Origin of the sequence: Halobacillus sp. B23F22_1 (assembly GCF_043497005.1) — a bacterium.
Taxonomy (GTDB): Bacteria; Bacillota; Bacilli; order Bacillales; family Halobacillaceae; genus Halobacillus_A.
The window spans coordinates 1-19,518 of the sequence record NZ_JBIEKE010000001.1 but is presented as its reverse complement, the minus strand read 5'-3'; the positions used below and the strand labels follow the sequence as shown (position 1 = coordinate 19,518).

General features: G+C 40.6%; 23 protein-coding genes and 1 other RNA gene. 16 read left to right on the top strand and 8 right to left on the bottom strand.

Features of this window, described 5'->3' with window-relative positions; translation table 11 throughout:
* Positions 1 to 62: 62 nt before the first annotated feature.
* Positions 63 to 410, bottom strand: a complete 348-nt coding sequence (locus tag ACGTNH_RS00120) for a helix-turn-helix domain-containing protein (protein WP_394584129.1) — start codon at positions 408 to 410, stop codon at positions 63 to 65.
* Positions 411 to 580: 170 nt separating this feature from the next.
* Between ACGTNH_RS00120 and ACGTNH_RS00115 the strand changes: the two genes are divergently transcribed.
* Complete coding sequence (locus ACGTNH_RS00115) at positions 581 to 1,414, top strand: N-acetylmuramoyl-L-alanine amidase family protein (RefSeq protein WP_394584127.1); 834 nt, start codon at positions 581 to 583, stop codon at positions 1,412 to 1,414.
* Between the two features lie 75 nt (positions 1,415 to 1,489).
* Here the strand turns inward: ACGTNH_RS00115 and ACGTNH_RS00110 are convergent, their stop codons facing one another.
* The 4 genes from ACGTNH_RS00110 to modA all read right to left on the bottom strand — a co-directional run bounded on the left by ACGTNH_RS00110 (position 1,490) and on the right by modA (position 3,879).
* The gene (locus ACGTNH_RS00110) at positions 1,490 to 1,699 is read right to left on the bottom strand and encodes a hypothetical protein (RefSeq protein WP_394584125.1); all 210 of its coding nucleotides are present in this window, start codon (positions 1,697 to 1,699) and stop codon (positions 1,490 to 1,492) included.
* Positions 1,700 to 1,796: 97 nt separating this feature from the next.
* On the bottom strand, positions 1,797 to 2,411 hold the full coding sequence (locus ACGTNH_RS00105; RefSeq protein ID WP_394584123.1) for an ATP-binding cassette domain-containing protein: 615 nt from the start codon (positions 2,409 to 2,411) through the stop codon (positions 1,797 to 1,799).
* A gap of 12 nt (positions 2,412 to 2,423) precedes the next feature.
* Positions 2,424 to 3,101, bottom strand: a complete 678-nt coding sequence (modB, locus tag ACGTNH_RS00100) for a molybdate ABC transporter permease subunit (protein WP_394584121.1) — start codon at positions 3,099 to 3,101, stop codon at positions 2,424 to 2,426.
* Between the two features lie 7 nt (positions 3,102 to 3,108).
* Positions 3,109 to 3,879, bottom strand: coding sequence for a molybdate ABC transporter substrate-binding protein (gene modA, locus ACGTNH_RS00095; protein ID WP_394584119.1), 771 nt, complete (start codon positions 3,877 to 3,879; stop codon positions 3,109 to 3,111).
* 103 nt (positions 3,880 to 3,982) lie between these two features.
* Here modA and ACGTNH_RS00090 point away from each other — a divergent pair, with 103 nt between their 5' ends.
* From ACGTNH_RS00090 to ACGTNH_RS00080, 3 genes are all read left to right on the top strand, one after another.
* A complete protein-coding gene (locus ACGTNH_RS00090; RefSeq protein ID WP_394584117.1) occupies positions 3,983 to 4,639 on the top strand; it encodes a M50 family metallopeptidase in 657 nt (218 codons plus the stop codon).
* 110 nt (positions 4,640 to 4,749) lie between these two features.
* A complete protein-coding gene (locus ACGTNH_RS00085; RefSeq protein ID WP_101841824.1) occupies positions 4,750 to 4,854 on the top strand; it encodes a YjcZ family sporulation protein in 105 nt (34 codons plus the stop codon).
* A 112-nt stretch (positions 4,855 to 4,966) separates the two neighbouring features.
* Entirely contained in the window at positions 4,967 to 5,218 is a 252-nt protein-coding gene (locus tag ACGTNH_RS00080) for a hypothetical protein (RefSeq protein ID WP_394584114.1), read from the top strand.
* A gap of 16 nt (positions 5,219 to 5,234) precedes the next feature.
* Here ACGTNH_RS00080 and ACGTNH_RS00075 read toward each other — a convergent pair whose 3' ends face one another.
* On the bottom strand, positions 5,235 to 5,426 hold the full coding sequence (locus ACGTNH_RS00075) for a hypothetical protein (protein WP_394584112.1): 192 nt from the start codon (positions 5,424 to 5,426) through the stop codon (positions 5,235 to 5,237).
* A gap of 130 nt (positions 5,427 to 5,556) precedes the next feature.
* On the opposite strand from ACGTNH_RS00075, the gene aldA reads away from it, so the two are divergent.
* Positions 5,557 to 7,008, top strand: coding sequence for an aldehyde dehydrogenase (gene aldA, locus ACGTNH_RS00070; protein ID WP_394584110.1), 1,452 nt, complete (start codon positions 5,557 to 5,559; stop codon positions 7,006 to 7,008).
* A 100-nt stretch (positions 7,009 to 7,108) separates the two neighbouring features.
* Here aldA and queF read toward each other — a convergent pair whose 3' ends face one another.
* The gene (gene queF, locus ACGTNH_RS00065) at positions 7,109 to 7,606 is read right to left on the bottom strand and encodes a preQ(1) synthase (RefSeq protein WP_394584108.1); all 498 of its coding nucleotides are present in this window, start codon (positions 7,604 to 7,606) and stop codon (positions 7,109 to 7,111) included.
* A 289-nt stretch (positions 7,607 to 7,895) separates the two neighbouring features.
* On the opposite strand from queF, the gene acsA reads away from it, so the two are divergent.
* The 4 genes from acsA (at position 7,896) to ACGTNH_RS00045 (ending at position 12,782) form a co-directional block, all read left to right on the top strand.
* A complete protein-coding gene (acsA, locus tag ACGTNH_RS00060) occupies positions 7,896 to 9,605 on the top strand; it encodes an acetate--CoA ligase (RefSeq protein WP_394584106.1) in 1,710 nt (569 codons plus the stop codon).
* A 359-nt stretch (positions 9,606 to 9,964) separates the two neighbouring features.
* Positions 9,965 to 11,266 (top strand): lysine N(6)-hydroxylase/L-ornithine N(5)-oxygenase family protein, encoded by a 1,302-nt coding sequence (locus ACGTNH_RS00055; protein ID WP_394584104.1) that lies wholly within the window; start codon positions 9,965 to 9,967, stop codon positions 11,264 to 11,266.
* A gap of 100 nt (positions 11,267 to 11,366) precedes the next feature.
* The gene (locus ACGTNH_RS00050; protein WP_394584103.1) at positions 11,367 to 11,879 is read left to right on the top strand and encodes a type 1 glutamine amidotransferase domain-containing protein; all 513 of its coding nucleotides are present in this window, start codon (positions 11,367 to 11,369) and stop codon (positions 11,877 to 11,879) included.
* 141 nt (positions 11,880 to 12,020) lie between these two features.
* Entirely contained in the window at positions 12,021 to 12,782 is a 762-nt protein-coding gene (locus tag ACGTNH_RS00045; protein WP_394584101.1) for a DUF3891 family protein, read from the top strand.
* A 66-nt stretch (positions 12,783 to 12,848) separates the two neighbouring features.
* On the opposite strand, the gene ACGTNH_RS00040 is transcribed toward ACGTNH_RS00045, so the two are convergent.
* Positions 12,849 to 14,138, bottom strand: a complete 1,290-nt coding sequence (locus tag ACGTNH_RS00040; protein WP_394584099.1) for a glycoside hydrolase family 18 protein — start codon at positions 14,136 to 14,138, stop codon at positions 12,849 to 12,851.
* A gap of 89 nt (positions 14,139 to 14,227) precedes the next feature.
* Between ACGTNH_RS00040 and tadA the strand changes: the two genes are divergently transcribed.
* From tadA to ACGTNH_RS00005, 7 genes are all read left to right on the top strand, one after another.
* Positions 14,228 to 14,695 carry a tRNA adenosine(34) deaminase TadA gene (gene tadA, locus ACGTNH_RS00035; RefSeq protein ID WP_394584098.1) on the top strand — a complete coding sequence of 156 codons (468 nt, stop codon included), beginning with the start codon at positions 14,228 to 14,230 and terminating at the stop codon, positions 14,693 to 14,695.
* Between the two features lie 65 nt (positions 14,696 to 14,760).
* Positions 14,761 to 15,026: signal recognition particle sRNA large type (gene ffs, locus ACGTNH_RS00030), an RNA gene on the top strand.
* 156 nt (positions 15,027 to 15,182) lie between these two features.
* The gene (dnaX, locus tag ACGTNH_RS00025; RefSeq protein ID WP_394584096.1) at positions 15,183 to 16,901 is read left to right on the top strand and encodes a DNA polymerase III subunit gamma/tau; all 1,719 of its coding nucleotides are present in this window, start codon (positions 15,183 to 15,185) and stop codon (positions 16,899 to 16,901) included.
* 29 nt (positions 16,902 to 16,930) lie between these two features.
* Positions 16,931 to 17,248 (top strand): YbaB/EbfC family nucleoid-associated protein, encoded by a 318-nt coding sequence (locus tag ACGTNH_RS00020; protein ID WP_394584095.1) that lies wholly within the window; start codon positions 16,931 to 16,933, stop codon positions 17,246 to 17,248.
* Positions 17,249 to 17,259: 11 nt separating this feature from the next.
* Positions 17,260 to 17,856, top strand: a complete 597-nt coding sequence (gene recR, locus ACGTNH_RS00015; protein WP_394584093.1) for a recombination mediator RecR — start codon at positions 17,260 to 17,262, stop codon at positions 17,854 to 17,856.
* 318 nt (positions 17,857 to 18,174) lie between these two features.
* Positions 18,175 to 18,390, top strand: coding sequence for a YaaL family protein (locus ACGTNH_RS00010; RefSeq protein ID WP_394584091.1), 216 nt, complete (start codon positions 18,175 to 18,177; stop codon positions 18,388 to 18,390).
* Positions 18,391 to 18,461: 71 nt separating this feature from the next.
* The gene (locus tag ACGTNH_RS00005; protein ID WP_394584090.1) at positions 18,462 to 18,725 is read left to right on the top strand and encodes a pro-sigmaK processing inhibitor BofA family protein; all 264 of its coding nucleotides are present in this window, start codon (positions 18,462 to 18,464) and stop codon (positions 18,723 to 18,725) included.
* Positions 18,726 to 19,518: the final 793 nt, after the last annotated feature.

Here is a 19,518-nt window from a genome sequence, read left to right as displayed (position 1 = left end):
AAGGGAAACTTACAGTAAGAGAAGATGAAAAAGCTGAATCCATAGGTGATTCAGCTTTTTCATCATTCATCAGAGGTAATGATATCCCATATTTTCTTCAATTTACTAAGATTTTCTTCATTTGATTGAGGGAGTGCTTCATACCATTTTTGTAGTTCAGGATCCTGGAGACGAGGATGGGAGTGGTTTGATTGCTGTGGCGCGGGCAGTTCAGTGGCACCCATCAGCCAGTCAGTGGAAACATGGTAGAGAGAAGCTAATGTAGTGAGCATCTTTGTGTCAGGTTCCCGATAGTTTCTCTCATAGCCAGACAGTCTCGAATTTGAGATCCTTAATTGATCACAAACGTAGGTTTGACTCCACCCTTTCGCTTGGCGGGCTTCTTTAAGACGTTCTCCTAATGATTTCATAAATTTCACCTTTATCGTTTATTCCATTATTATACTATATTTACGCAAAACGCGAAAATATTTACACATTTTGTGTAAATATAATTGACTTATACAGGGTTTATACCTATTATAAAATATAAGTTACGCGTAACGCGCAAAATAGAAGAGGTAGATTTTTTAAAAGGAGAGTGAAAAGCATAAGTATATTAATCGCAATAGATGATGGACATGGCATGAACACACCAGGAAAGCGGACGCCTTATATCAGCAGTATTGGAGCCTCAATAAAAGAAAATGAATTTAATCGCGAAGTCGTTCACCGATTAAATAATATGCTAAAAGCGAGTGGTTTTCAGACGCTGCTTGTGGCACCTGAGGAGAAAGACATTCCCCTTTCCGTGCGAACGAATCGAGCGAATCAAGCAGGAGCTGACGCTTATATTTCTATTCATTATAATGCGTATAATGGGCATTTTAGTGATAATCCCAATGGAATTGAACTTTATGTGTACCGTGGACACCTTAACAAAGATGCAGGACGGCTTGCTCATTCCATTGGAAGATACTTAAAGCAAGGGACAAAGCAGTATTACAGAGGGGTAAAAGAAGCAGACTTTCACGTGTTACGAGAGACATCGATGATTGCTGTGTTAACAGAAAGTGGTTTTATGGACCATCCGAAAGAAGCTTTACTTATGAGAGAGACTGAGTTCCAGAACGAAGTGGCTGTTGAGCATGCAAAAGGGATATGTGATTTTTTTAATCTTCCATTTAAAGCTTCCAGTAAACGGCCCTGGTATGTAGGAAGAAGGATAGAATCTATATATGAAGGTGAACTGAGGTTCTATAGTCAACCGACCTGGGGGAATGAAGCGATAGCGGGTTATGTACAGAAAGGCTATGGATTTCCACGCATTGTTGATCGGGTGAAGGTCGAAGGATACAATCAGTACAAAGTAGAGAATTCAAAAGGTCTCTCGTTTTATATAACAGCTAGTGAAACGTATGTGAAAGTCATTTAATAAAATTGAATCCCGGCCTTTAGGTGACAATTCTTCTATTTTCGTCACAAAACTACGACCTGACTTTATCCAGTATTACGGACTGATACTCACATATTGATCTATTTCTACATTGATTGGCATGGAGACTTCTCCATTTTCATTGAAGTCGTCTTTTTCTTCTTTATAAAACATGTCAGCGATAAAAAGATAAGCTACGATAACCCCTACTAAAATCATGGCTGCTATCAAAGCGAGCATGACCCATTTCAGAATAGAACGTACGTATTTATTAGACGGTTTCATACCAGTCACTCCTAAAGTGGAATAGTAAAACTATTTCATTTAAAATCGTATCGAATAAGTTGTGAGGTTTCAATACTTCTCCTTTATCAAAAGGCTGTTATTCAAGTTTCCCTTTTTCTATAGAAAGTATACGATCCCCTAAATGTTCGGCTTCTCGACGATCATGAGTGACGAGGATAATGGGAATATTCCATTCTTGCCTAAGTCTTAAAAGCTCGCTGTGGCATTCGTATCTAGTTTTCTCATCCAGGGAGGAGAATGGCTCATCGAGCAATAAAATGTCAGGTTTTGCGGCAAGCGCACGGGCTAAGGCTGACCTCTGTTTTTCGCCTCCAGAAATTTGATGGGGGTACTGGGACTTTAAGTGATCAATCTTCAAAATAGTAAGCAGGTGATTAATAAGATAGTCATCACTGGATCCGTACTTAATATTTTCCAAAATCGTCTTATGGGGGAAAAGGGCATAGTCTTGAAAAACGTAACCTGCTTTTCGTTTTTGAGTAGGAGTAATCAGTTGTTTATCTTTCGTTAGAACGGCTTTGTGCAGTTCAATTTTTCCTTGATCAGGCACCTCTAAACCCGCAATGCAATTGAGTATAGTCGTTTTTCCTGATCCGGATCGACCGAACAAAATCACGGTCTCGTTTCCTGCGTAAAATTCAACATTCAAAGTGAAATGAGACAGTTTTTTTCTGAGTTGAACATGAAGCATAGGACTTTCTCCTTATTTGGGATTTCTGAAACTTAGAATATTATATCTGCTCCACCAATTTAACCAGAGAATAGAGCTGAATCCGAGGAGCAGGATGACAATAACCCACAACCGTGCCTCCTCCATATTACCAGATTCGACAGCAAAATAGATGGCTAAAGGGATGGTATCTGTTTTACCAGGGATATAACCTGCAAGCATTAAGGTTGCTCCAAACTCTCCTAAAGCACGAGCAAACGTTAAGACGGTACCAGCTAAAAGGCCGGGCCAGGCTAAAGGGAAAGAAATAGTAAAGAATACTTTCCATCGTGATGCGCCCAATGTCAGAGCAGCTCTTTCAATTTGGGGATCGTAATTTTGGAAAGAGGCTGACGCACTTTGATACATTAGCGGAAACGACACTACGATTGCAGCTATGACAACTCCTAACCAAGAAAATACTACTTGTATGCCGAACCATTCGACTAATAGACGGCCGATTGGACCGTTATTTCCGAATAAATATAGAAGGCCGAAACCAATCACGGTCGGGGGAAGTACCATAGGGAGCAAAAGTATGGATTCTACGATACTTTTCCCGGGAAATAATTTACGGCTGATTAATCTTGCTGAAGCGATTCCTGTGATAAAAACAATAAGGGTAGCTATACTTGCTGTTTGTAAAGATAGTAGTAACGGAGAAGAATTCATTCAGTTATCAATCCTGTTCTAACTTAAATCCATAAGATTTAAATAATTGTTGTGTCTCTTCTGATTGCAGGGAATCAAGGAATGCTTCTGCTTCATCCGGGTTTGTACTTTGACTTGTTACGGCTCCTGGGTAAATAATTGGCTCATGGGTACTTCGTTCTACTTCATGAACAACTGTAACCTGCTCAGAAATCAGCGCATCACTTGTATAGACGAGACCGTAGTCAGCATTGTTCGATTCTACATAAGTAAGGACTTGCCTAGCATCATTCGCGTAAACGAGCTGATCTTCAATATTTCCCCAAACGCCGGCCTGTTGCAATGATTGTTTCGCGTAATTGCCTGCAGGCACACTATCCGGATCACCTATAACGATAGATGAATCATTTTTTGACGAAAGTTGTGATAATTGGTCGATTGATTCTTTATTATCTTCTGAGGCAATTAGCACGAGCGTATTTTTAACAATAGCTTGCTGTGTATTTGTACGAATATGTTCGCCTTCAGCTAAGCGGTTTATCCATTGTTCATCTGCTGAAATAACAGCATCAACCGGGGCGCCCTGCTGTATTTGCTGAGCAATTTTCCCGGAACTTCCGGCATTTAAAGTAATCGAAACATTGTGGTCTTTCTCGTAATCTTCAACAGTTTCTTCCATTACATCTACTAAACTGGCTGCCGTTGAGATCGTTAATTCAATCTCCTGTTCCTCGGATGGTTGGCAGCCGGTAAAAATTAATAATGGAATGAAACAAATGACGATAATTTTCGTATACATGGGTAGGTCTCCTCAAAATCTTCATTACTACCATTATACGAATGGTAAAAGTACAAGTAAAATAGATTTTAATCCATGGGGTGTCACTGGAAGGAGCAGCCAAATGAAACTTCAAATTATCATTAGCTTGATTTTAGCGTTCTTACTCACTCAAGCCCCGCTTATCGGGAAATATTTCGCTATGCTTAATACGATGATCCATGAAACGGGTCATTCACTAGTGGCATTATTAACCGGTGGTGAAGTACGGAATATATCTTTATTTCCTAATACATCCGGGGTGACCATGACGGGTCATTCCTCCTGGTTAAGTCAATTGCTAACAAGTTTATCCGGCTATGTGTTTGCTTCTTTTGTAGGGTATTTCTTTTTTTACCTTATCATAAAAGGACATTATCGGTGGATGGTCTATATATTAATGGCTTTATTATTGATTAACGTCTTGTTTTGGGTGAGAAATATATATGGGATTTTTTGGCTGGTTACTTTTGGAGCGGGGTTTATTTGGCTATTGCGTACAGGTCATCAAACAGTCATCCAATATGTTCTCGTATTCATTGCGTGCTTAGTTATGGTAGAAGCAGTGAGCAGTGCGTTCGAAATTATGCTCCTTAGTTTATTTTCGCCTTCTCAAGCAGGCGATGCAGCTAACCTGGCTAGAATTGTGCCGTTTGTACCTGCTCCAATATTTGGTTTCATGTTTTTTGGGCAAGCGGCTTACTTTTTCTGGCTTGCGTTCCGAAGAGTATTTCTTATTTGACTATTAGAAGATTAACTCCTGGAAATCTTCTAAAAAATCCGCAAACGCCCTTACCTGATTTTTTTATTTACATAACGTAATAAAGAAAGTATGGAGAGGGGGTACTCAATATGAGCGGAGGATATGGTGGCGGATTTGCGCTATTGGTTGTGCTGTTTATTTTATTAATTATTATTGGTGCAGCATACGTTGGCGGCGGTGGCTACGGCTATTAATAATAAGCGGGGGAAAGCCCCGCTTCCTACATAAAAAAGAACTGTGGTTTTAGTGCTGTTATTTAGGGTATATAAGTAGTAGATGAATATGAGACTTTTGGGGGAATCGTGTATGGATTTAAAAGATCGACTGATTAGTCATGGCTACGATCAAATTGATATTTTATTAATTGATGAAGACAATAAGCAGGAGACGGTGGCTGATATTACTCTTCACAAAGTGACAAACTTAGAGTTCAAACTATATTTAGAACCTGAATCTATTAATTATGAACTCCACGCAGACAACCCTTACTTTGTTGCCCGGCAGAAACAAGAAAATGCCGGGTCTAAAGACGTGAAAGGGTTTATTTTAGAATGGTGAACACTGAGAAAAGGGATTATGAACTCCCTTTTCTTTTTTTACGCTCTTTTTTATCAGCGACTCCTCCAACAATAAGTAAACCACCAGAAACGATGAGCAGGGATGAGACCAACATGTTCTTGACGGTAAAAAGAAGGATGATGGCTGCCATGATATTAGCTGTACCAATAAAGCTGAGAATGATTAACATTTGATTTTCTTTTTTCAATATACAATTCTCCTTTTCTTTTTACCATAGTATAACGAATTATATTCTGTGTAGGAATGAGCATACCTGATTGTTTAGAGTTAGGAAATAAGTGGAATGAAAATTGTAAATGAAAAGAGGAGGATGTTGTGTGATTGAACATAAACTCTATATAAATGGTGAATATACAAGCTCTAGCAGCGAAGAATGGATTGATATTATCAACCCGGCGACCGAAGAGGTGATTTCAAAAACACCTAAAGGAACTACAGATGACGTTAATCGGGCAGTAGAAGCTGCTTTTCAAGCTCAAAAGGAATGGGAGCTGACCCCAAATATTGAAAGGGGAAAAATTGTACGTAAACTCGGTGATCAAATCGAAAAGAACAGAGCTACATTTGTTGAATTATTGCAGGAAGAACAAGGTAAAGACCATGAACTGGCCAGTGGAGAAGTAGATTTAGCTATTGATTATTTTAGATATATGTCTGAGTGGGCCCGCCGTATTGAAGGAGAAATCGTACCGAGTGACCGGCCGAATGAAAACATCTACATTTACAAAAAACCAATAGGTGTTGTGGCGGGCATAGTGCCCTGGAACTTCCCGGTATTTATTTTAGCCAGGAAAGTGGCTACCGCTTTAGTGACTGGGTGCTCAATCGTATTAAAACCAAGTCAGCAAACGCCAAATACCGCCATGGAGTTTACTAAGATTATAGAGACGATGGAAGAAATTCCTAAAGGCGTATATAACGTAGTAACGGGTACAGGATCTGAGATTGGCAATGCTTTGGCGTCACACGAAAAAGTACAAATGGTGTCGATGACGGGGAGTGTACCTGCGGGAACGAAAGTGATGGAAGCAGCTGCGCAGAATATTACGAAGGTAAACCTTGAACTTGGGGGTAAAGCACCAGCCATCGTAACTGAAAACGCAGATCTCGATGTAGCTGTTGAAAGCATTCAAACGTCACGCTTAGCAAACAATGGGCAAGCTTGTACAAATGCTGAGCGTGTATATGTGCATGAAAGTGCAGCAGAAGAATTAATTGATAAGTTAAAGCATTCCTTTGAACAGCTTACCATCGACGACCCTCTTGAAAATAAAGATGCAGATGTCGGGCCGCTCGTGAGTAAAGACCGACTGGAAAAAGTAGAAGGAATGGTGAATGATGCCGTAGAAGCCGGCGCACAAGTGGTTATTGGCGGTGAGCGTGCTTCTAAGGAAAAAGGATATTTTTATAAGCCGACCATCCTGACCAATGTTCAGCATGATTCTACTATTATGCAGGAGGAAATATTTGGACCTGTTATCCCAATCACAACCTATCAAACGTTAGATGAGGCGATCGAGAAAGGGAATGATACAGAGTTTGGTCTCTCTTCTTCCGTCTATACGGAAGATCTCAATCAAGCCATGCGTGTTGTGAATGAACTCAAATTTGGAGAAACGTTTGTAAACCGTGAGAATTTTGAAGCGGTTCAAGGGTATCATGCAGGCATGCGCAAATCAGGTCTTGGAGGAGCGGACGGCAAACACGGAATGGAAGATTTCCTTGTCACCCAAGCCGTCTATATGCAGTATAAAAATGATAAGAAATAAGAAAGGTTCTTTTTCTCGTAAAGCGAAGCGGTGAATGCTGAATATAGAAAGACCCGAACCCTTCGATTGGGTTCGGGTCTTTTGATTTGTCATAGCTTCTTTAACGGTTATCAATTTTTTCAGGATATAGATCGTGGTTCATTAATCGGTGAGAAGCTATATCTTCATACTTTGTGCCAGACTTTCCATAATTACAATAAGGGTCAATGGAAATCCCGCCCCTTGGGGTGAATTTCCCCCAAACCTCAATATAACGAGGATCCATTAGATCAATTAAATCATTCATAATTGTATTTACGCTATCTTCGTGAAAATCTCCATGGTTTCTGAAACTAAATAAATACAATTTCAAAGATTTACTTTCTACCATTTTGACGTCAGGAATGTAGCTGATATAAATAGTAGCGAAATCAGGCTGACCAGTTTTAGGGCAGAGGGTCGTAAATTCCGGGCAGTTAAATTTTACAAAATAATCGCGGTTTGGGTGCTGATTATCAAATGTTTCTAATACACCGGGGTCATATTCAAACGAATAATCGTTATTTTGATTACCGAGGAGTGTTAAATCTGTTAATTGTTCATCTTTGCGTCCAGCCAAGGGAATCCTCCTTTATTTAAGAAGTTCGTATTTATCATGATAAGCATGTCTATTATAGGGATCGCTCTCTTGTAAGTCAATGAACGAAAGGGTGATTAAGAACTAATTATGTAAATCTTTGGGCGTTTCCCTTTAAAAATGAATCGCTTTCTACTAAAATAGTAATTAATTCACGAAATTTTTTGAAAATGTCATGAATTCAGCTCTGTTTCAACATAAAATTTAAGCAGAGCTTTTTTCAGAAGTGGAAAGAAACCGTTTACAAAAAATCATTCTATGAGGTGATATTATGGACATGCAACCAATCAAAGCAAGATCAGGAAATCACAACTTAGAAAACTATGAACAAACGTACGACAACTTCAAATGGGATGAAGCGAAAGCTAATTTTACTTGGAGCGAAACAGGAAAAGTAAACATTGCTTATGAAACCATTGATAAGCATGCTGCGGATCCTGCTAAAAAAGATAAAGCTGCTCTTATTTATTCTTCTCCTGAGCGAGAAGAGTCATTAACATTTGAGCAATTAAAGAATAAGAGTAATCAGTTTGCCAACGTCCTTAAGAATCAAGGTATTGAAAAAGGGGATCGTGTTTTCTTATTCATGCACCGCAGCCCTGAATTCTACGCTTCATTTTTAGGTATTTTAAAAACCGGTGCCATTGCCGGGCCTTTATTCGAAGCATTCATGGAACAGGCGGTTCGTGACAGACTGGAAGACAGTGAAGCGAAAATGCTGATTACCACGCCAGACCTGTTGGATCGTGTGCCGCAGAATGAACTTCCTAATCTGGAAAAAATCATTTTAGTCGGTGGAGATGATGACGGCAGCTATATTAGTTTCGAAAAGGAAATGGAAAAGGCCTCTGAGGATTTCGAAATTGAATGGGTCGATTTAGAGGATGGTATGCTGCTTCACTACACGTCTGGGTCAACTGGTAAACCTAAGGGGGTTTATCACGTACACAATGCGATGATCCAGCATTACCAAACCGGAAAATGGGTGTTGGACCTTAAGGAAGATGATGTCTATTGGTGTACTGCTGACCCTGGCTGGGTAACTGGAACGAGTTATGGAATTTTTGCTCCATGGTTAAATGGGGTTACTAACGTAGTCAGAGGGGGACGCTTTAGCCCTGATGATTGGTATGGAACCATTGCTGAGCAGAATGTGAGTGTCTGGTACTCTGCGCCTACAGCATTCCGAAAATTATTAAGCGCTGGGGAAGAAACGGCTCAGAAGCACGATCTTTCTTCTCTTCGTCATATTTTAAGTGTAGGAGAGCCGTTGAATCCAGAAGTAATTACTTGGGGGCTTAAAGCCTTTGATCTCCGTATTCATGATACGTGGTGGATGACTGAAACAGGGGCTATGCTGATTTGTAACTATCCATCAATGGATATGAGACCTGGTTCCATGGGTAAACCGCTTCCTGGTATTGAAGCAGCAATAGTCGATAATGAAGGAAATAAGTTACCGGCTAATCAAATGGGGAACCTCGCGATTAGAGAGGGGTGGCCGTCCATGATGAGAGCTATTTGGAATAATCCAGGAAAATATGAAAGCTATTTTATTAATGGCTGGTATGTTTCAGGAGATAGTGCTTATCAGGATGAAGACGGTTATTTCTGGTTCCAGGGCCGTTTAGATGATGTTATTAATACGTCAGGCGAACGAGTTGGACCTTTTGAAGTGGAAAGTAAACTGATAGAGCATGAAGCCGTAGCTGAAGCCGGCGTTATTGGTAAGCCGGACCCAGAACGAGGCGAAATTATTAAAGCGTTCATAACGTTAAGAGAAGGATACAGCGAATCAGATGAATTGCGAGAGGATATTCGACAGTTTGTGAAGAAGGGACTAAGCGCTCATGCAGCTCCTCGTGAAATTGAGATTAAGGACACCATTCCTAAAACGAGAAGCGGGAAAATTATGAGACGTCTTCTTAAGTCCTGGGAACTGGGATTACCGACCGGAGATACGTCTACTTTAGAAGAATAATGAAGAAGGAGCACACAGCTGTAAGCTGTGTGCTCAGTTTTTAGAGAACCTTAAAGAGCCTTTGTGTTAGAAAAAGTAATGGGTTATAGGAAGTGACTCTTCCTCAGAAGTCTCGCCGTTTCCTACCACCTTTTCCGACAGCAAGAGCACACAGTTTGGTACTGTGTGCTCTTCTCTGTCTAAATTTGTTTCACGTGAAACAATAAGTTTATCGCCGATTCATAAGCTTATAAGAACTCGGTTTAGGGAATAGATAAAGGAAAGAAGAAGGGTCCTTTAGGGGCTTTTTTATATTGATTAAATGTACATAATCTTTTGGAAGTAATAGAAAGGTTATTAATTTGAAGGAAGTGAAGATTTTGTCGAAGACACTGTATGATGTAATAGGAATTGGAATTGGTCCTTATAATTTAGGATTAGCCGCTTTGCTGGAGGAAACAGACTTATCCTCAGCCTTTTTTGATGACACGCCAAAATTTGAATGGCATCCTGGGATGCTTATTGACGGTATGGATTTACAAGTGCCTTTTTTAGCTGATCTTACAACATTTGCAGATCCAAAGAATCCATATACATTTATGAATTATTTACATGAACATAACCGAATGTTTCCTTTTTTCTTTCATCAGCATTTTAAAATTCCTCGTCAGGAATACAACCATTATTTACAATGGGCGGCTGAACAATTAAAAGGTTTATATTTTAATCACCTTATTACAGATGTTATTGATCACAGCGATCATTACGAAGTTATAGCTTTCGATAAGGACACCAATCAAAAAGAGAGTTATCTCACCAAACATGTTGTTTTAGGAACAGGAAGTAAACCTCTGGTTTTAGATGGGATGGAGGACCTGCCGCGTGAAGATGTCATTCATACAAGCAGGTATTTGTTTGAAAAAGAAAACCTTCTTGATTCAAAGCATGTCACAGTAGTGGGCTCCGGTCAGAGTGCGCTCGAGGTGTTCCTGGATTTACTGGAAGAACAAAAACGCAATGATATGAAACTGACGCTGCTTTCTAGAACAGGTGGACTGTTTCAACTCGATCAGGCAAAATTTGCGCAGGAATTTTTTACCCCTGAATATGTCGATTATTTTCATGGGTTAACATTTGACCAGCGTCAAAAAAATCTAGAAACGCTTGGGGCTCTAAGAAAAGGCATTGACCCTGACACGCTTACCCGGCTTTATTCGCAGCTTTATCATAAAACTGCGGGCGGGCAGAAAAGTCATGTGCTGATTAACCCGATGACGGAGGTAAAGTCTATTGAACGTAACGGAGCGGGTTATGAGCTGGAATGTGAGCAGTGGCAGGAGGAAAAAACTTTTCGTTATCAAACAGATAAAGTCATTTTAGCCACGGGCTATAAACCCAATTTGCCAAGTTGGTTCTTAGATCGATTTCAAAAGAAGATTAAATGGGAAGATGAAAAAAGCTTTGCCGTTTCGAGAGACTATCAGCTTGTCTTTAATGATGAGCGTGACCATCATTTTTTCACTTTAACGAATCTCGTTCATTCCCACGGGGCAGGAGCTACGAATTTAGGATTGTCTGTTCACCGGAACGTTCATATAATCAATCAAATCGCGGGTAAAGAAGTGTACAAAAATCAGGAGGATACAGCTTTTCAAACTTTTTCAATGAACGATTTCACTTAATTGGATATCCATTATCTTGAAGAAATGAGTTTAAATTTAACATATAGGGGAACATAAAATTTGTGACTTCATTAAACAACATTCAAGGAGTGGTAAAGATATGAGTAAAATTGCATGTGTCATGACATCTCTGTTTGAAGACGTAGAATATACCCAGCCTGTTGATGCTTTTTCAAAAGAAGGGCATGAAGTGACTACCATTGAGTGGGAGGCTGGAAAAGAAGTTACTGGGAAACAAGGTCAAACGACCGTAACGATTGACACTTCTATTGATGATGTAAAGCCTGAAGATTTTGATGCTTTATTCATTCCGGGAGGTTTTTCTCCAGATCAGCTGCGCGGCGACGAGAAATTTGTTAAATTCGCTAAGCACTTTATGGATGAAAAGAAACCTGTTTTTGCGATCTGTCACGGACCACAGCTGCTTATTACAGCAAAATCGTTAGAAGGACGCACAGCTACAGGCTTTAAATCCATTGCTGTAGATATGGAATATGCAGGTGTTAATTTTAAAGACGAAGAAGTCGTAGTGTGTGGAAATCAGCTGGTGACGAGTCGTCAGCCAGATGACCTTCCTGCTTTCAATAAAGAAGCGAATAAGCTTTTAAACTAATTTTACGATTGAAAAAGGAAGCCGCTGAGGATAGTTTCTCCTTGGCGGCTTTTCTTATATATTCAAAAGTCGTATAGTGTATGATCGTCGAATAAACTATAATAAGAAATAATAAAGACTTGAAGAATGGGGGGGAATGATGTGATTGTTATTGAAAGAGAAGAAGATTTTCTATTGATTGCTCAGCATGAACATGCTTTAGTGTCAGGAGAAATTGTATTGCATTGGAAACAAAAATTTCTTCTTCGATCCAAGCTGCGTGAGGAAGCAGACTGGGCGGTCTCTCAACATGACCGGGCATGGATTCCATTAGATGAACATCCATCCTGGAATGAAGAGGAAAAGCGACCCTATTCGTTTATCGATTATCCTTTAAAGGAAAAACTGCAAGCCTATCAAAGAGGCATCAAAGAAGTCTCTGAGCGTTCTTCCTATGCGGGTATACTATGTAGTTCTCACTATCAATCCTTTTTTTCTAAGGATAGTGGAGATCCACAAATCGAGAAATTTATTGCAGAAGAAGAGAAGCGTCGGGAAGAATTAGCTTCCCATATGAAGATGGAGGTTCCTTCTGATATTTATCAACTTCATTTCGAGCGTCTGCAATTTTGTGATGATCTTTCTTTGTATGTTTGTATGCAAGAACCTGGAATTCCTAAAGAAGAAGAAGTTTCCTGGTTCCGAGATGGGTTTAGACAGCAATTTGATGTAGCTCCGGAAGGGATTATGCCGAGATGGGAAGATGAGAAAAGAGTTTCTCTTGATCCGTTTCCTTTTGAACATGAATTCGAAGTGAGAATTCCTTATCGTTTGGTGTCTAAGCGGGCCATCGAAGAAATCGGACTTGAAAAAGCTTATCATCAAGCTGAAATTAATCATCGCACAGTAACATTTGTTGAATGATAAAGGCAGCCTTGCGAGCTGCCTTTTTTATTTTTAAGAAAAAGCGCTGCAAGCTGAACGCAGCAATTACTGGTTTTTCTCGATATTAAAATCATTGTTCAGGATCTCCCAGTTTTGCGGGAAGGACAGCCCTAATTTCCAGTAGCTGATGCCTTTTAAATTCAGTTCTTTTATTAAGTTGAATTTCTCCTGAATCGAGCGAGCATCTTCAAACCAAACCTCGTGTTCATTACCTTCCCCGTCAGTATACGTAAAATAAGGTGCTTGAGCTTCCTCGTCATAGGAAATGGAGACATTATTTTCACGTGCCAGCTGAATCGCTTGCTGAGGGCTGATGGCTTTGGCGAAATCTCCTCCTGGTTCAAAAGGCAAGGTCCAATCATAGCCGTATAAATTTTGACCCAGCAATATTTTCTCCGCAGGCATTTCTGTTAACGCATAGTCTACGACTTCTCTCACTTTATCGATCGGCGATACAGCCAATGGCGGTCCGCCGCTGTATCCCCATTCATATGTCATTAGCACGACAAAGTCGACAATTTCCCCGTGGGCTTTGTAATCATGGGCTTCATACCACTCTCCCTGCTGCTCTGCACTCGTTTTTGGAGCTAAAGCTGTAGAGATTAATAACCCTTCATTGGCCAGCCGCTGCTTCGCTTTTCGTAAAAATTGATTGTACTGCTCCCCTAATTCTGGAGGCAGAAATTCAAAGTCAAAATGGATATCTTGATAGCCAACTTCTTGAGCGGTTTGTATAATGTTATCTAATAATGTATCTTGAATCTGTTCATTTGTAAGAATGGTACGTCCAAGTTCATCACTAAAACCTTCATCCGTTAAATTTGTAACGACCATCATTAAGGCAGTATTGTTATTTTGAGCAATGGCTGGGAAGTTATCAAGTGGTGGAGCTTCCAGAGATCCATCTTCTTGAATGCGGTAACTAAAGGGTGCCAAATACGTAAGTAAAGCCGATCGTCTTTCGGCAGAATCGATTAAGGTTTGTGATACTTGGGCCCCAGTGGGTTCAATATAAGCATTAGATGTAATGTTGCTTTTCGGCTTTGGAGGAATAAAAAGACGAAATCCTACCGGAAGCATAGCGCCCGGCTGCAATTGATTTACTTGAATGAGCTCCTCAACAGTTGTATTAAAGAGCTGTGCGATTTCAAAAAGACTATCCCCTGGCTGAACAAAATAATATTCTCCATTAATAGGAATAACGAGCGCTTGACCGATCACTAAGTTTCCTGGGGTTTCTAGCTCATTTGCTTCTATAATCCGATTTGGGGTGGTTTCATATAGGGCCGCAATGGAATACACGGAATCCCCCTGTGAGACAACATGAATTTGCATGTTAAAGACACTCCTTCCTCAACTACAATGAATATATGAGAGAACTTGGTTCATTTATACGAAAACATGATGAAAAAGGAGAGGATTTTTTGAATACAGATGAACACTTTATGAGCCTGGCACTGGAACAGGCAGATATAGCGGAAGCGATGGGAGAAGTTCCGATTGGAGCAGTGATTGTACATAACGATGAAGTCATTGCCACAGGATATAATAAACGGGAAACATCGCAGCTGGCTTCCTCGCATGCTGAATTTATTGCGATAGAAAAAGCCAATCAATGGTTAGGGAGCTGGAGGCTGGAAGATTGCACTTTATATGTAACGCTGGAGCCATGTCCGATGTGTGCAGGAGCGATTGTACAATCAAGAGTTCCCCGAGTCGTCTATGGTGCTTCTGATCCTAAAGCAGGCTGCGCGGGAACATTAATGAACCTTTTGCAAGAAGAACGATTTAACCATCAGTGTGAAGTAGAAAGCGGTATACTGGGCGATCAATGCGGACAGATTCTATCCCGGTTCTTTAGAGGATTAAGAGATAAACGAAAAAAGAAATAAAATGGGAATAATTATCTGCATGTAATCATTGCATTTTTTGATAAAACTCGCTATACTTGAAAATACCGTGCTAAGCGGGGAGGTAGCGGTGCCCTGTACTCGCAATCCGCTATAGCGAGGCCGAATCCCCACTCGAGGTGGTTCGAATTCAAGGTCTGCCTCATGAGAGTGGTGTTGACACCCAGGTCCTGCGCAACGGGAACCAGTGAACCCTGTCAGATCCGGAAGGAAGCAGCAGTAAGCTGATCATCCCGTGTGCCGCGGGAGTGCCTGGGTCGAGCCATGAACATGAGTAACGCTTGGGTTCGAGCCATCGAAAGTGGGTGCACGGTATACATATACCAAATTAAGAGCCGTTATGAGGAATGATCATAGCGGCTCTTTTTTTACGCGGTAAAATGGGGTAATAAGCCTTTCTTAAGAAGGTTCACATAAGCTCCTTAAATCAGTTATAATAGACGAGAGACTAAAAAGGGAGCGCGGTTGAATGAGTTATCAGGCACTGTACCGTGTTTGGCGGCCTAGAAACTTTGAAGATGTAGTTGGACAAACCCATATTACGCGAACGCTGCAAAATGCGATCGCCCAAGATAAATTTTCTCACGCTTATTTATTCTCCGGGCCTCGGGGTACAGGGAAGACTAGTGCTGCAAAAATTTTTGCTAAAGCCGTTAACTGTGAGAATGCTCCGGCGAAAGAGCCGTGTAATGAGTGCTCTGCTTGTCTTGGCATTCAGGATGGCTCCATTTCAGATGTTATAGAAATTGATGCGGCTTCTAATAATGGAGTTGAGCAGATAAGAGAAATTCGAGACAAAGTCAAGTACGCTCCAAGCGCTGTCTCTTATAAAGTTTACATTATTGATGAAGTTCACATGCTTTCTATGGGAGCATTTAACGCTTTATTAAAAACGTTGGAAGAACCTCCTGAGCATGTAATCTTTATATTAGCCACAACTGAGCCTCACAAGATCCCACTGACGATTATTTCCCGCTGTCAACGCTTCGATTTTAAGAGGATTACGCAGCAAGCGATGGTCGACCGCATGGAGAAAATCATCGGCGCAGAAGAAGTCTCCATAGAACGTGAAGCCTTAGAAATTGTAGCGCTCTCGGCAGAAGGTGGAATGAGGGATGCGTTAAGCTTACTCGATCAATCCATTTCCTACAGTGAAGAGGAAGTAACAGTGGATGATGTGTTGGCGGTCACAGGTTCTGTATCTCAACGTAAACTCTCAGAAGTTATCCAAGCTTTACATGACAAGCAAATTAACGAATCGTTAAGTATAGTGGATCAATTGATTCAGCAGGGGAAAGACCCTGGACGCTTTGTGTTCGATCTTATTTACTACCTTCGTGATCTCTTGCTATATAAAAGTGCTCCAGATTTACAGCATAATCTTGAACGAGCAATTCCAGACGAAGCGTTTAAAAATTTAGCTGACCTCCTGCACCCTCAGTGGGTTCAACAAACGATTCGGGAATTAAATAAATGTCAGCAGGAAATGAAATGGACGACCAGTCCTAAAGTGTTTATTGAAATTGCGATATTAAATATAGTGGATAAACAACCAGCCAACCAGGCTGATCCAAATCTTGATTCTGATGCAGTGACGAAGCTTTCACAAAAGTTGGAGAAAATGGAAAAAGAACTCGCTCAACTTAAGGCGAATCCGCCCGCTCAAGCAGGAAGCGGCGCAGCATCTGCGCAGCCTCAAAAGCGCACACCTGCAAGATCGAATAAAAACGGTTATAATGTTCCATATGACCGTATTCGTATCGTATTGAGCGAAGCGTCTAAAGAAGAGTTGAAGCAAGTGCAAAACCATTGGCCGCAGTTTATGGATCGTTTAAAGCAAAGCAATGCACCTGCGCATGCTACGTTGTTAAATAGTAAGCCGAGTGCTGCTTCACCAAAAGCCCTGATCTTAGCCTTTCGATACGATATTCACTGTTCGTTAGCACTTGAACATCAAAAAACGATTGAACCTTTACTTACCGAGTTTACAGGTAAACCGTTAACGGTTATTCCGATCCCGGTTGAAAAGTGGAAAGAACTTCGAGAAGAATATGTGCGCAAACAGAAAGATAATAGTGGTGAAGAAGATAGTGCCCCATCTTCTGAAGAAGGTGGTCAGGAAGAAGATCCACTTATTTCAGAAGCTAGAAAATTAGCAGGCGATGACCTTATTGACATTCAAGATTAAAGTGAAAGATTAAAAGGAGGAGTTTTACCATGCGTGGTGGAGGAAACATGAACAATATGATGAAACAAATGCAGAAAATGCAAAAGAAAATGATGAAGGCTCAAGAAGAGCTTTATGAAATGACTTTTGAAGCAACGGCAGGCGGCGGAATGGTGAAAGTCGCAGCTAACGGTAAAAAAGAAATCACAGACGTTGAAATTAATGAAGAAGTTGTAGATCCAGATGACGTTGAGATGCTTCAGGATCTAATCATTGCGGCAACGAACGATGTCATCAAGCAAGTGGACGATAAAACAAATGATACAATGGGTGAGTTCACGAAAGGCATGCCTGGTGGGATGTTCTAGGAGGAGTTTCCATGTATTATCCAGAACCAATATCAAAACTGATTGACAGTTTTACGAAACTGCCAGGGATAGGCCCTAAGACGGCTGTCCGCCTGGCTTTTTTCGTCCTTGAAATGGAAGAAGACGATGTGCTTGATTTTGGTAAAGCACTTGTCAACGCGAAAAGAGAACTGACTCATTGTTCCACTTGTGGTCATATTACGGACCAAGATCCATGCTCCATTTGTCAGGATGAATCTCGTGATTCTTCTATTATATGCGTAGTTCAAGATCCGAAGGATGTCATAGCCATGGAAAAAATGAAAGAATTCAGCGGTAAATACCATGTGCTCCATGGTGCGATTTCACCTATGGATGGGATCGGCCCCGAAGACATTAACGTTCCTAGTCTTATTAACCGCTTAAAAGATGAAGGGGTGGAAGAGCTTATTTTAGCAACCAACCCTAACATTGAAGGAGAGGCAACGGCTATGTATATTTCAAGGCTGGTCAAGCCTTCGGGTATACGTATGACTAGAATTGCCCACGGGCTTCCTGTCGGCGGCGACTTGGAATATGCAGATGAAGTTACATTATCTAAAGCGCTTGAAGGTCGCAGAGACCTTTAAATAGATTCTTCCTATAAGGAAGTTTCTCAGGCCGTTGAAAAAGCTTTAGTGGATGTACACGCGCGATACGCCATGGTTCCTCTATTAGAGACTGAAGAAAAAGGAATAGGAAAAGCACCGCTTTTTCGCGGTGCAGGACGGAAAGGGAGTCGTTTCTTTAAACCTTTTCCTCTTGATCATGCCAGGATCATTTACGCTTTCTCTTGTTGAGAAAATCATTTCATATGAACATTGATAGGTAGTGGTCTTCTTCCTTTATCCTTTAGAATTAAAAAGGAAAGCATGCTGTTTGTTAATGTATATAAAGGGTGGATCATCTTGTTAACAAAGAAAAAGGCTAAGAAGAAAGCCATGGATCAGCAGTTATTAGCGGATATTAAACGTTTGAAATATGAGTGGGAAACACTTGAAAACATTATTGAACATAGTATTGAGCCCAGCGAAGAAGGATTGTTGGACTTATCGTTAGCCAAATCTAAATATTTCTACTTATTAAGAGAAGCGAGACATCGTAAGATTAATGCTCTTTCTTAAACAAAAGGCATACCCCCTTGTGCTCACACATAACTTGAAGTAAGAAAAGTTATTTGCACAGGGGGATTTCTATGGATCCAGTATTAGTTATTCTTTTATTAGCACTAGCCATACCTTTATTGTTGATTGTAGGCATGCCTGCTTCGCCGATCAAATGGGTTGGACGAGCTTTGATGAGAGTCGTTATTGCGGTGGTTCTATTATTTTTCGTAAATCTCTTTGGCGCTCAGTTCGGTCTCCACATTCCCATTAATGTGTTTACAACGGCCGCATCAGCACTGCTTGGACTGCCGGGAGTTCTATCATTAGTAGCCATTCATATTTGGGTATTATAAGCGGTGGAGTCGTAAAGACGTAAAATAATAGAAGAAAAGGAAGAGGAAGAGCACCGTTTTTAGCTGGGCAAGAGGGAGGTTCTTCCCACCAGCTTTTCACGACACGGCTCAACCAACATAGTTTTAGGGATAATAAGTTAGCTCCTATCGTCATGCAGCTCTGATCGGGTATATGTCTTATCCTTATATACCCGATTAACCTGCGTTCTTACGAGTAAGGAGCTGGCTCTTTTTCGTTCAAGATAACTCAGAAAGTAAAGAACGATTTCCCGAGGAATCTTCGACACCCCTGCTTTAACTTATGTTGCCATCTTTTTTTGACTTTGCTGTTAGAATTGGGTATTGATTCATAAACCGGCAGAGAGCAGGCACCCTTATTTCAAGCAACAGAAACATTCTAATCTATATAAAGAAATCAATATGGAAAGTTAACAAATAAAAATATAAGTTTTTTTGAAAAAAGTATTGCAATGTAATTGATTACCGTGGTATATTATTACTTGTCGCGTTAAGAGAGCGGCAACGGCGAATGAAGCCGAAATAATTATCATGAAAAAAGTTGTTGACTTCAACTTGAACACATGATATATTAATTAAGTCGCCATTTTGAAGCGGCAAACAAATTTGATCTTTGAAAACTGAACGAACCAACCAGTACGTCAAGAATTCTTTCTATAGTATAGAAGGAAGTAAAACAAGCACATTCGGTGTGCAAATGAGCAAGTCATTCTCAACTTTTATGGAGAGTTTGATCCTGGCTCAGGACGAACGCTGGCGGCGTGCCTAATACATG